Source organism: Kribbella sp. (assembly GCF_035687465.1).
Lineage (GTDB): Bacteria > Actinomycetota > Actinomycetes > Propionibacteriales > Kribbellaceae > Kribbella.
This window is the reverse complement of record NZ_DASRXP010000459.1, coordinates 1-11,089: the sequence shown is the minus strand read 5'-3', so window position 1 is coordinate 11,089 and position 11,089 is coordinate 1. Positions and strand designations below refer to the sequence as shown.

The following is an 11,089-nucleotide window of genomic DNA, read 5'->3' as shown; positions in this document are numbered from 1 at the left end:
CCCCGCCTTGGCCAACGCCTTGCGGGACGCCTCGACCGGACCGATGCCGAAGTACTGCGGTTCCACCGCATGCACCGCCCGGCTCACGATCCGCGCCAGCGGCGTGACTCCGAGCCGCTGAGCCATCGCCTCGTCGCCGATCAGTACTGCGGAGGCGCCGTCGTTGAGCGTCGAGGAATTCCCCGCGGTCACGGTGCCGGTGGAACGGAAGGCGGGCTTGAGGCGCGCCATCACGTCCAGCGTGCCGCCGTCGCGGATGGACTCGTCGCGGGTCAGTGCCTGTGGGGCGTTGCGCCCTTGCGGGAGGATCTGCGCGAGGTGGTCCCATCCGACGACCTCGGCGTCGAACCTTCCGGCAGCCCACGCCTTGCCCGCCTTCTCGTGGCTCTCCAAGGCGAAGACGTCCTGCTCCTCGCGCCCGACGTGGTAGCGCTCGGCCAGCAATTCGGTGGCCTCACCCAACGAAACGGTCCACTCGGACGGCATCCGCGGGTTGACCAGCCGCCAGCCGAGCGAGGTAGATTCGGCCGTCACACTGCCGTGGGGGAAGGCCTTGTCAGGTTTGGGCAGCACCCAGGGTGCGCGGCTCATGGACTCCACCCCGCCCGCGACCAGCAGGCTCGCGTCGCCGGTCTCGATCGCCCTGGCAGCCTGGATCGCGGCTTCCAGGCCGGACCCGCAGAGCCGGTTGACCGTAGTACCGGGGACGCTGGTCGGGTAGCCGGCCAACAGGGCGGCCATCCGGGCGACGTCGCGGTTCTCCTCGCCCGCGCCGTTCGCGTTGCCGAGGAAGACGTCCTCGATCAGGGCCGGATCAAGGTCCGGGTGCCGGAGCAGCAACTCCTTCAGCGTCACGGCGGCGAGGTCGTCCGGGCGTCCACCGGCCAAGGCTCCGCCGAGCTTGCCGACCGGGGTCCGGACGGCGTCGAGCAGGTAGGCCGATCTCATCGCACTACTCCTTCAGGTCGTTCCCCGGCCCAGGCGCGGATGAGGACCTCGGTCAGGATCTCCTCGTCGACCGGGACCGGGTTGTCGGGCTTGCTCGCCGCGAACTTGCGGGCGGCTTCGACCGCCTGCTGCTCGGTGAGACCGAGCTCCCTCAAACTCGTCGGCACACCGGACTTCACGAACAGGTCGAAGAGGCCGGTGGCCAGGTCATCCGTCTCGAGAGCCGCCTCCAGGCGCGCTTTGGCGCGCGGTACGGCCGGGGCGTTCAGGCGGGTGACCTGGGGGAGGACCGCGGCATGGGTCTCGGCGTGAGGGAGGTTGTAGGCCCCACCGAGCAGGTGACAGAGCTTGTGGTGCAAACCGGTCCCGGCGGAGGCGAGGGCGGAGCCGGCCAGGCAGGCACCGTACAGGAGGTTGCTGCGGGCCTCGAGATCGCTGCGGTTGCCTAGGACAACGAGCAGACCTTCGCGGAGAGCCCGGGCTCCCTCGACAGCGGTGACCTCGGTGATCGGATCGGCCTTGGGGGTCCAGAGGGCCTCGACGCAGTGCGCCAAGGCGTTGGCGACGCTTGCTGTGGTCACCTTCAATGGGAGGCGATGACTGAGAAGTGGGTCGTAGACGACGGTCTTCGGGAGCACGATCGGATCGGTACCGGTCGCCTTGTCGCCGTCGGTGGTCTGGCCCCAGACGGGCGTCATCTCGGAGCCCGCGTAGGTCGTCGGTACGGCGATGATCGGCAGCCCCGAGGTGAGCGCGATCGCCTTCGCCAGGCCGATCGCCGAACCGCCGCCGATCGCGACGATGCCATGCGCGCCGACCTCGATCGCCTTCGCCCGGGCGGCTTCGGCGCGTTCCGCCGGTACGTGCTGCCGGACCTCGTCGATCCGGCCCGCGAACCGATCACCCAGCGCGACCTCGAGCAGATCAGCATCGCCCCGGACGGCCTTGGTTGCTATCAGCAACACTTTCCCAATGCCGATCCCGAGCAGATCGACCTCATCAGGCACCCGGTCGAGCGCCCCGGCCCCGAGCACGATCCGGCTCGGCAACCCCACATGCACAAACCCCTCAAGCATCTGCTGCCTCGCGGTTGCGGAGGCGGTGTAGTGCGGTGAGTTCGAGCGCTGTCGGTGGCGGCACGTCTTTGATGCTGTCGGCAACCTTCAAGGTCCAGCCGGTGGCCTTGACAGCCTGTTCGACCGTGATCCCCTGGTGCAGTCTGGTGAGGGTCAGCTCGTGCGTCTCGGGATCAGGCTCGAGCACGCCGTGGTCGGTGATCACCAGCGTCGGGCCGGCGCCGGGCGCGGACCGCTCCCGTCCGGTCGGCCCGTAACCCACCGAGGAGACGAAATCGACGCGCTCGACGAAGGTCCGCGGCGACTGCTTCACGATCACGATCACCCGTTTCGCTGCAGCCGCGATCTCCGGCGCGCCACCCGCGCCAGGCAGCCGGACCTTCGGATTGGCATGGTCGCCGATCACCGTCGTGTTGATGTTGCCGTAGCGGTCGATCTGGGCAGCGCCGAGGAACCCGACGTCGATCCGCCCGGCCCCGACCCAGAAGTTGAACATCTCCGGCACCGACACCACCGCGGTCGCCGTGGCAGCCAGGTCGTCGTCGCCGATCGACAACGGCAGTCGCTTCGGCTTCGCGTCGATCGCGCCGGACTCGTAGACGAGCCGGCAGTTCGGTGCGTGCGTCCGGCGGGCCAGGTTCGCCGCCAGGTTCGGCGGTCCCACCCCGACCAGGCAGACGTCCCCGTCGTACAGCTCCCGCGCGGCGGCGATGTTCATCATGTCCGCGCTGTCCCACTCAGGCATCGGCGACCTCCGTCAGTTCTTCGGCGGGCGACAGGTTGTTGGCGGCAGCCCAGGCCAGGAAGGAGCCGCGGTCCCGCGAGATGGCGTCCCACTCCTGGTAGAAGTCGTTGTCGCGCACCGAATAGCCGGCCGCGTACGAAGGCCAGGCGCCGTTCGGTACGACGCTGACCGCCGACAGCACCCAGTTCGGCAGGATCACCCCGCCAGTGTGCTCCGGGAACTCGTCCACCACTTCCTCCACCGTCACGATCGCTCGATCCGCCGCGAGCACGGCTTCACGCTGCACACCGGTGATCCCCCAGAGCATCACGTTGCCGTCGCGATCCGCGAGCTGCGCGTGGATCACCGTGACGTCGGGATTCACCGCCCGCACCGCGGCCAGTTGCTCGCCGGTGAACGGGCACGTGACCTGCGAGATGATCTCCCGCTGCTCCTCGAGATCGGTGCCGCGGTAGCCCCGCAGTACTGCGAACGGCAGCCGCGCGGCGCCGGCCGAGTAGGCATTGGCGAGCCCAGCATGGCTGTGCTCCCGTACTGCGAGTCGCCGCGGCCAGTGGTTCTCCACGGCGTCCCGGAGCCGGTGGAGTGAGCCGACGCCCGGGTTGCCGCCGTACGAGAAGACAAGCTCGTCCGCGACGCCCAAACCGATCAGCTGGTCGTAGACGAGGTCCGGCGTCATCCGGACCAGCGTGAGGTGGCGTCGGCCCTGCCGGGCGATCTCGTGCGCCGCCGCGAACGGGATCAGATGGGTGAAGCCCTCCAGGGCCACCGTGTCCCCGTCGTGCACGTGCTCGGCGATCGCCTCGGCCAGAGGGCTGGTGGCTGGACTGGTCATGCAATCTCCTGGACTGCTCCGAGATCCGCTGGACGCGGCGTACCTCGTCCGGCTAGGATTTCGCTCAGCGAAAGTTTCTTCTTTCAACGAAAAGGCTAACCGATGCCTGGTGACGCGTCTACAGGGACGTTCCTGCAAGGGCTGGAGCGTGGGCTGGCCGTGATCCGGGCCTTCTCGTCGGAGACGCCGTCGCTGACGCTGAGCGAGGTCGCCCGGGACGTCAGCATCACGCCGGCGACCGCCCGGCGGATCCTGCTCACGCTGGAGGAGCTCGGTTACGTGCGCTCCGACGGACGGCGGTTCTCACTGACACCGCGCGTACTTGCGCTCGGCTGGGCCTACCTGTCGTCGCTGGATCTCGGGGACATCGCCGGGCCGTTCATGGAGGAGCTCAGTGCCAAGCCCCGGGAGTCCTGCTCGGTAGCGACGCTGGACCTGCCGGACATCGTCTACGTCGCCCGGGTGCCGACCAGCCGGATCATGACGGTCGCGCTGGGAGTGGGGGCCCGGCTGCCCGCCTATGCGACGTCGATGGGCCGGGTGTTGCTGGCGGGACTACCTGAGGACGAGCTCGCGGCGTACCTGGGCTCGCTGGATGCAGAGCCACTCACGCAGCACACAGTGACGTCCATCGACGGGCTGCGCGGGGTCATCGCCCGCGCAGCATCTGACGGCTATGCCCTGGTCGACCAGGAGTTGGAGCTGGGGTTGCGGTCGATCGCAGTACCGATCCTGGATGCGCGAGGCCGGCCAGTGGCTGCGTTGAACGTGTCGGCTCATGCTGCCCGATCCACCCGGGCCTCGCTGCGCAGCGAAGTACTGGGACCGCTGCGGGAATGCGCCGACCACATCAGTACTGCGCTGCGCCGCCGCGGCCGCATCTAAGCCTTGAGGGACTCGAGCATCTCCAGGTAGTGCGGGTTGGTCATCACGCCGAGGATGTTGCCGAACGGGTCGACCACGGAGGCGGTCCGGAAGCCCTCGCCGCGAACTGTGATGCCCTCGTTCACCGTCGCGCCGAGCTGCAGCAGCCGCTCGACGGTGGCCTCCAGCTCGTCCACGTGCCAGAAGATGACGGCGCCGGCGGGCTTGTCGGAGACTCCGTGCGGCGAGAACCGGGCGTCGATCAGACCGAGCTCGCACTGCAGGTCCCCGAACCGGAATTCGACGTACGCCGGGTCGCCGACCTCGGGGCGGGCGAAGTACGGCTCGATCCCGAGCAGTTCGGTGTACCACGCCTTGGCGGCGCTCAGGTCCTCGACGAAGAAGCTGACGGTGGCGAATCCTCGCAACATCGTGGTGTTCCCTTCATGGTTGAAGATCGACAGCCTGGATGGTGTTCTCCGGGTGCTGACACCAACGATCCCAGTCAAAGTGCTCACCGAATGAGCACTTTCCTGAGCAATCCTTCCGGCCCGCGACGTGCGTCGTCCCCGCTTCCCGGGATGGGCCTGATGAGGGCGCATGGGGAAGCGGGGACGAGCCCCCAAGGGGGGTTGGGGGCGCTAGGGGTGACTGCCCGTGCCGGCGCTGACGGTCACGACTGCGGCGTGCTGCCAGGCTGCCCAGGCGGAGCTCACCATCGAGTCCAGATCATGCTTGGCGGACCAGCCGAGTTCGGCCTGGATCCGGGCCGGGTCGGCGACGACGTCCGGCGGATCGACCGGCCGCGCCGGGGCGATCTCGTAGGGACGGCGGATGCCGGTGACCCGTTGCACCGTGCGCAGGACCTCCAGCACGCTGGCACCGCGACCACAGCCAACGTTGTAGACGTCGTGCAGCTCGGGCGAGTCCGGGCGGTCGAGTTGCCGGACCGCGGCGAGATGGGCGTCGGCCAGATCGGCGACGTGGATGTAGTCGCGGATGCAGGTGCCGTCAGGGGTCGGGTGCGACTGGCCGAAGACCTGGGGCCGCGCGCCACGGGTGAGTGCCTGCAAGGTGAGCTGGAGCAGGTTCGTCGCGCCGGGATCACCCAGGTCGGGACGGCCCGCGCCTGCGACGTTGAAGTACCGCAGGCTGATCCAGGACAGGTCCAGCGCCGGCGCCGCGTCCCGGACGAGCCACTCGCAGATCAGCTTCGTGGCGCCGTACGGGTTGATTGGTGCGGTCGGGGTGGACTCGGTCACCGGACCGGCCGGCGGTACGCCGTACACGGCGGCACTGGACGAGAACACCAGCCGGCGGACGCCGGCCGAGCTCATCGCCTCGAGCACGCTGGCCGTGCCACGGACATTCTGGTGGTAGTAGTGCAGCGGCTGGCTGACTGATTCATCGACCGCCTTCTTGGCGGCCAGGTGGATCACGCCGTCGACCTGGAACCGGCGCATGACGTCGGTCAGCTGCTCGGTGTCGAGCACCGAGCAGGTGACCAGCTCGGCACCGGCCGGTACCCGGCTCGCCAGGCCGGTACTGAGGTCGTCGACCACGACCACCCGTTTGCCTGCACCCGCCAGCGATTCCGCGACATGAGCGCCGATGTAGCCGGCGCCGCCGGTCAGCAGCCAGGTTTCCCGCGGCGACTCCGCCTTGCCCCCCGTGAGTTTTTCCATACCTGAAGCGTGGGCCGGACCGGCGGTAGTGGAGAACGTGCAGAAGGAGGAGGAGGTGTTGTCTGTCAGTGTCCAGGTGGACTAGTGCACCTGGAGGAGACAGCTGCTCGTCAGTTGCCGGATCACCGCGAGATCCCGGGCGGGCAGGGTGGAGGCAGCACCGAGGATCCGGGGGGACGGACTGGTGATGGATGTCGCTTTGATCAATGAAGGAACCTATCCGTACGTCCGCGGTGGAGTCAGTACCTGGTGTGACAAGCTGGTTCGCGGCCTGCCCGACCACCGCTTCCACCTGGTCTCACTGGTTGCCTCCGGCAATGAGCGGCCGTCCTGGGAACTCCCGGCGAACGTCGCCTCGCTGCGGCCGGTGGCGCTGTGGGGTCCGGCGCCGCGGATGCACCGGTCCCGGAGCCAGTTCCGGGTGGACCGGGCCGCCCGGGCGGTGGTCTCGGGTTCTGTCCACGGCAACACGAAGACGTTCGAGGCAGGGCTGAAAGAGCTCGCTCTGCTGGCCATCGAGATCGACCTGCCGGCGGCGCTCCGGGCCTGCGACCTGGTGTCGGACCTGCTGGATCTGTGGACCGATGACGGTGGCACCGGCCTGACCGTGCGGGACGCCATTACAGCGGTCTGCCTGCTGGAGCGGTCGCTGCTGCCGATCGCCGTCGATCTGGCGACCCGGCCGACCCTGTGTCACGCCGTCTCGAACGGCCTGCCGACGATGGTCGCGCTGGGCGAGAAATGGCGCCACGGTACGCCGCTGGTGATGTCCGAGCACGGGGTCTACCTGCGCGAGCGGTACCTCGCCTTCTGGGATCTCGGCTACTCCCAGGCCGTCCGGCGGATCGTGCTCGGATTCCTCCGACAGCTCACCCAGGTGGGATACCGCAACGCCGACTTCGTCGTACCGGTGGCGCAGTTCAACGCCCGCTGGGCCAGGAATCTCGGCGCCGACGAGGGGTCGATCATCCCCATCTACAACGGTGTCGAGCCGGCCTCCTACCCGGTCGTCACCACCGAGCCGGACGTGCCCACGATCAGCTGGGTCGGCCGGGTGGACCCACTCAAGGACCTGGAGATGTTGATCAATGCCTACTCGATCGTCCGGCGCGAACTGCCGACTGCCGTCCTCCGGCTGTTCGGACCGACACCAGCCGGGAACGAGGACTACGAGGCCCGCTGCCTGTCGCTGGCGGATCGGCTCGGAGTCCGCGACGGCGTACGGCTGGAAGGTCCGGTGCCGTCCAGCCGGATCGCCGCCGAGGCCGGCCATCTAGTCGCTCTGTCCAGCATCTCCGAAGGGATGCCGTACACCGTGATCGAGGCGATGATGTGCGGTCGCGCGACCGTCTCGACCGATGTCGGCGGCACCGCCGACGCTGTGGCCGAGGCCGGCATCATCGTCGCCCCCCGCGATCCGGAGGCCTTCGCCAAGGCCTGTCTGGAACTGCTCACCGACCACGAACTGCGCCGTCGGATCGGCGCGGACGCCAGGGTTCGCGCCCTGGAGACCTTCACTCTCGAGCGGTCGATCGAGAGCTACCGGATGCTCTACTCATCTGCCGCCCCGGTCCCCGAACTCCTACTGAGCGGAGAGGCTTCATGAGTGCTGATTCTGTCCTGCTACCGGTGACGAAGGTCCGATCCGAGGGGCCGGGGGAGATGCTGGTGGGCCGGTCCGAGGTGATGCCGGTCGACTCCTTCGAGGTCGCCGCCGCACTGGAGGCATCCGGGGTCAACGACAAGGTTGCCCGGGAACGGTACGGCCACGTGGACGTCTTCGCCCTCGCCCGGCAGCGGTTCGAGTGGCTGTCGGCCGCTCGTGCGGCGGCCGTCGAGGCGATCGCGCCGGAGCCGGTCGACATCAGCGGGACCCTGCTGCGCGGCATGGTCTTCGTGCTGCCGGCGCTGTTGACCGGCGCCGTGCTCGGACGCCAGCCGGAACGGGCACTGGTCTGGGCCGTCCTGGTCTCGGTCGCCGTCGGCTGGGCCTCCGGCCAGGGGATCGCGTACGTCGGCTACCGGGTGATGGGTGCCGGATCGCCCGCGGGGGCGCGCTGGCAGATGATGATCATGGCGCTGGTGACGATCGTCCCCTCCGCCGTGGTCGGCGCGGCGGCCGGGGTTCTCGGGCTGGTCGGTTGGTCGGCGATCCTGCTGGGAGTCGGGCAGATCGCGTTCGTGCTGTCCAGCAGCATCGCGCTGGTGCTGAACCGCCCGGCGGTGATCGGCTTCGCGCTGATCCCCGGTCTGGCCGTCAGCATTCCGGCGCTGATCCGGCCGGAACTTGTGCCGAGATGGCTTGTTCTGGTGGCGATCTGTACTTCGCTGGCGGTGACGCTGGGCTGGGTCGCCCACTTGCTCCGCGGGGCCAAACCGCCCTCGGCGAGGCTGGCCCGTGCTGCCTTGCGCGGCGCGATGCCGTACGTGGGCTACGGGACCTTTCTGGCCATGCTGTTGAGCTTCGCACTGGTCGACAGCCTCGTCGCTCCCACCCACTTGGCGATCTCGGTGACGATGGCGCCGCTGATGTGCGGCGTACTGGTCGCCGAGTTCCAGTTGGCTCGCTACCGGCGTCGCGCCGAGATCGCGTTGCGCACGACGGAGACGAGGAGGGGTGCTGCCCGAGCTCTGCGGCGTGCGGTGCTCGGCTGCATGACCGGGTACGTCTTCGGGCTGGCAGCGTTGACCGTCATCGCGGCGATCACGCTGGTGCCGGTGCTGGACGAGGTCGCCGTCGTCAGATTCGCGGGTGCCGGTGCCCTGGGCTGGGCGTTCCTGGCCGCGTTGTTGCTGGTCGCTTACCAGCAACTCCGGCCGGTACTCAGCGTGACCGCAGTTGCGTTGGCGGCACTCGCAGTACGAGGTTGGGTACGGGTGCCCGCGGAGAACAAGGCCGCAGAGCTGGCCATCGAGTACTTCGTTGTGTGTACGGCGTTGGCCGTAGTGCTGACAGTTGTCGCCTTGCGGCTGCTGGTGAAACCGGAGCTGCACAGATGAGGCTCCGCTCGAGGGGAAACGAATCAGCGAGGAGTAGTGCGATGTGGAATAGGTCAGCGAAGAAGACCAAGGGCGGGGAGGAGCGATCGTTGTCGATCGCCGACCTGCGGCTCGCCATCCCGTGGTACCTCCACCCGGCCGAGGCGCCGGAGCAGTGGGCCGAGCTGATCAAGCAGGCCCAGCTGGGCCGGGTCGCGTTCGCCGTGGTGAACGTGGACAGTGGACCGGGTGCGGAAGAGGACCCGTACTACCCGCGGGCGCTGGCAAGCCTGCGCGAGGGCGGGGTGCCGTTGCACGGCTACGTGGACACGGACTACTCCGCCCGGCCCGCCAAGGACGTGATGGCGGACGTCGCGACCTGGCTGAACCGGTACCAGGTGGAGGGCATCATGTTCGACCGGGTGTCGCCCGACCCCGCGAACCTGCCCTACTACCAGCCGATCGCCGCGTTTGCCCGCCAGGCCGGGATCAAGACCCTGGTCGGGAACCCGGGGATGGTCCCGCACACCGACTACCTGGAGACGTTCGACGTGTCGTGTGTCTTCGAGAACCTGGACGGTATGCACCGCAGGCTGGCGACGATGGCGAGCCCGGAGGGCATTCCACCGGAACGCCTCTGGCACCTGGTCTACGGCGTACCGCAGAGCGGCTTCGAGGCGACGCTGAACAGGGTGGCCTCGCAGGGAGCGGGACTTGCCTTCGTCACCGACCAGACGGGCGGCAACCCGTGGAACGGACTGCCCGCGGAACTGATCGAGGTTGTGAACCGGCACGGTGTGCACGGCCGGCACCGAGCCCACACATGATCGGCAGACCTGTTCGCACGGTGGTCGCGGTGACGGGGCTGCTCCTGGTCGCCGCGTGCTCGGGTGGCGATCCGGCCGCGAGTTCGTCGCCGGAGAGTTCGTCGACCCCGAATCCGTCATCGCAGACCTGGTCACCGGGCACCGCAGTACCATCGAAGGCGTCCTCGACGGCCCCCTCGAAGCCTCCGAGTGCTCCGCCGAAGAGCACCACGCCCGGGAAACGCGCGACCCCGCGGCCGACCGCGGTGGGCAACGGGACGATCCCTGTGATCCCCAACAAGCCGCCGAAGACCACCAAGCGATGGGCGCCTGCCCGCGGGACGGCGTGGCAGTGGCAGCTGAGCGGGAGTTTGAATCTCAGTGTGAATGCGCCCGTCTACGACGTTGACGGGGTGGACACATCGGCCGCGCAGGTGGCTGAGCTCCACAAGCGCGGTCGTCGGGTGATCTGCTACGTGGACGTCGGCACCTACGAGAAGGGCCGGCCGGACAGCGGCAGGTTCCCCGCGTCGGTGCGCGGCAAGGGCGTGGAGGGCTGGCCGGGCGAGCAGTGGCTGGACATCCGGCGCAGGAACGTCCTCGGTCCGATCATGGCGGCCCGCTTCGACCAGTGCCGGGCGAAAGGATTCGACGCGGTCGAGCCCGACAATGTCGACGGCTATGCCAACGACAGTGGCTTCCCGCTGACCGCTGCCGACCAGCTCAGCTACAACCGCTGGATCGCCGGTCTGGCCCACAGCCGCGGCATGTCGGTGGGGCTGAAGAACGACCTCGGGCAGGTGTCGCAGCTCGTGTCCGCCTTCGACTTCGCGGTGAACGAACAATGCGCCCAGTTCAACGAGTGCGAGGCGTTGGTGCCGTTCATCCGCGCCGGCAAGGCGGTACTGCATGTGGAGTACGAGCTCGGCACCGGCGCGTTCTGTGCGGAGACCCGGAAGTACGGTTTCAGCTCGATGCGCAAGCCGGAAGACCTCGGCGCGGCCCGCGAACCCTGCTGACAGACAGCCCGACAGGGCAGCTGATGCTGCCCTGTCGGTTGCCCTGCACTGCTCAGGTCGGTGGGTCGATGATGCCGTTGGCCACCGCGTAGCTGACCGCCTCGAGCCGCGAGTGCACCCCGAACTTGCCGA

11 protein-coding genes are annotated in these 11,089 nt (G+C 68.6%); 5 read left to right on the top strand and 6 right to left on the bottom strand.

Going from position 1 to position 11,089, the window contains the following annotated elements; translation table 11 throughout:
* From VFG33_RS24160 to VFG33_RS24145, 4 genes are all read right to left on the bottom strand, one after another.
* Positions 1 to 948: thiolase family protein (locus VFG33_RS24160; RefSeq protein WP_325055225.1), on the bottom strand; the 948-nt coding region annotated here is incomplete at its 3' end.
* The gene (locus tag VFG33_RS24155) at positions 945 to 2,024 is read right to left on the bottom strand and encodes a maleylacetate reductase (RefSeq protein WP_325055224.1); all 1,080 of its coding nucleotides are present in this window, start codon (positions 2,022 to 2,024) and stop codon (positions 945 to 947) included. The genes VFG33_RS24155 and VFG33_RS24160, both read right to left, overlap by 4 nt.
* A complete protein-coding gene (locus VFG33_RS24150; protein WP_325055223.1) occupies positions 2,017 to 2,769 on the bottom strand; it encodes a CoA-transferase subunit beta in 753 nt (250 codons plus the stop codon). The genes VFG33_RS24155 and VFG33_RS24150 overlap by 8 nt, the downstream gene beginning before the upstream one ends.
* Positions 2,762 to 3,604 (bottom strand): CoA transferase subunit A, encoded by an 843-nt coding sequence (locus VFG33_RS24145; protein WP_325055222.1) that lies wholly within the window; start codon positions 3,602 to 3,604, stop codon positions 2,762 to 2,764. The genes VFG33_RS24150 and VFG33_RS24145 overlap by 8 nt, the downstream gene beginning before the upstream one ends.
* A gap of 102 nt (positions 3,605 to 3,706) precedes the next feature.
* On the opposite strand from VFG33_RS24145, the gene VFG33_RS24140 reads away from it, so the two are divergent.
* Positions 3,707 to 4,489 carry an IclR family transcriptional regulator domain-containing protein gene (locus tag VFG33_RS24140; protein ID WP_325055221.1) on the top strand — a complete coding sequence of 261 codons (783 nt, stop codon included), beginning with the start codon at positions 3,707 to 3,709 and terminating at the stop codon, positions 4,487 to 4,489.
* Here the strand turns inward: VFG33_RS24140 and VFG33_RS24135 are convergent.
* Positions 4,486 to 4,899 carry a VOC family protein gene (locus VFG33_RS24135; RefSeq protein ID WP_325055220.1) on the bottom strand — a complete coding sequence of 138 codons (414 nt, stop codon included), beginning with the start codon at positions 4,897 to 4,899 and terminating at the stop codon, positions 4,486 to 4,488. The two genes, VFG33_RS24140 and VFG33_RS24135, sit on opposite strands and share 4 nt — an antisense overlap.
* A gap of 210 nt (positions 4,900 to 5,109) precedes the next feature.
* Positions 5,110 to 6,153, bottom strand: a complete 1,044-nt coding sequence (gene galE, locus VFG33_RS24130; RefSeq protein WP_325055219.1) for a UDP-glucose 4-epimerase GalE — start codon at positions 6,151 to 6,153, stop codon at positions 5,110 to 5,112.
* A 199-nt stretch (positions 6,154 to 6,352) separates the two neighbouring features.
* Here galE and pelF point away from each other — a divergent pair, with 199 nt between their 5' ends.
* The 4 genes from pelF to VFG33_RS24110 are packed head-to-tail and all read left to right on the top strand — an operon-like array spanning position 6,353 to position 10,957.
* Positions 6,353 to 7,759: a GT4 family glycosyltransferase PelF gene (gene pelF / locus VFG33_RS24125; RefSeq protein ID WP_325055218.1), complete on the top strand. Its 1,407-nt coding sequence runs from the start codon at positions 6,353 to 6,355 to the stop codon at positions 7,757 to 7,759.
* Positions 7,756 to 9,153, top strand: a complete 1,398-nt coding sequence (locus VFG33_RS24120; protein ID WP_325055217.1) for a hypothetical protein — start codon at positions 7,756 to 7,758, stop codon at positions 9,151 to 9,153. The genes pelF and VFG33_RS24120 overlap by 4 nt, the downstream gene beginning before the upstream one ends.
* Positions 9,154 to 9,194: 41 nt before the next feature.
* The gene (locus VFG33_RS24115; protein WP_325055216.1) at positions 9,195 to 9,959 is read left to right on the top strand and encodes a spherulation-specific family 4 protein; all 765 of its coding nucleotides are present in this window, start codon (positions 9,195 to 9,197) and stop codon (positions 9,957 to 9,959) included.
* Between the two features lie 29 nt (positions 9,960 to 9,988).
* Positions 9,989 to 10,957 carry an endo alpha-1,4 polygalactosaminidase gene (locus VFG33_RS24110; protein WP_325055215.1) on the top strand — a complete coding sequence of 323 codons (969 nt, stop codon included), beginning with the start codon at positions 9,989 to 9,991 and terminating at the stop codon, positions 10,955 to 10,957.
* Positions 10,958 to 11,089: the final 132 nt, after the last annotated feature.

What these genes read in the sequence shown, in the direction of transcription:
- VFG33_RS24150 (WP_325055223.1), bottom strand. Translation starts at nt 2,769, where the DNA reads ATGCCTGAGTGGGACAGCGCGGACATGATGAACATCGCCGCCGCGCGG.
- VFG33_RS24135 (WP_325055220.1), bottom strand. Translation starts at nt 4,899, where the DNA reads ATGTTGCGAGGATTCGCCACCGTCAGCTTCTTCGTCGAGGACCTGAGC.
- VFG33_RS24155 (WP_325055224.1), bottom strand. Translation starts at nt 2,024, where the DNA reads ATGCTTGAGGGGTTTGTGCATGTGGGGTTGCCGAGCCGGATCGTGCTC.
- VFG33_RS24140 (WP_325055221.1), top strand. Translation starts at nt 3,707, where the DNA reads ATGCCTGGTGACGCGTCTACAGGGACGTTCCTGCAAGGGCTGGAGCGT.
- VFG33_RS24115 (WP_325055216.1), top strand. Translation starts at nt 9,195, where the DNA reads ATGTGGAATAGGTCAGCGAAGAAGACCAAGGGCGGGGAGGAGCGATCG.
- VFG33_RS24120 (WP_325055217.1), top strand. Translation starts at nt 7,756, where the DNA reads ATGAGTGCTGATTCTGTCCTGCTACCGGTGACGAAGGTCCGATCCGAG.
- VFG33_RS24145 (WP_325055222.1), bottom strand. Translation starts at nt 3,604, where the DNA reads ATGACCAGTCCAGCCACCAGCCCTCTGGCCGAGGCGATCGCCGAGCAC.
- galE (WP_325055219.1), bottom strand. Translation starts at nt 6,153, where the DNA reads ATGGAAAAACTCACGGGGGGCAAGGCGGAGTCGCCGCGGGAAACCTGG.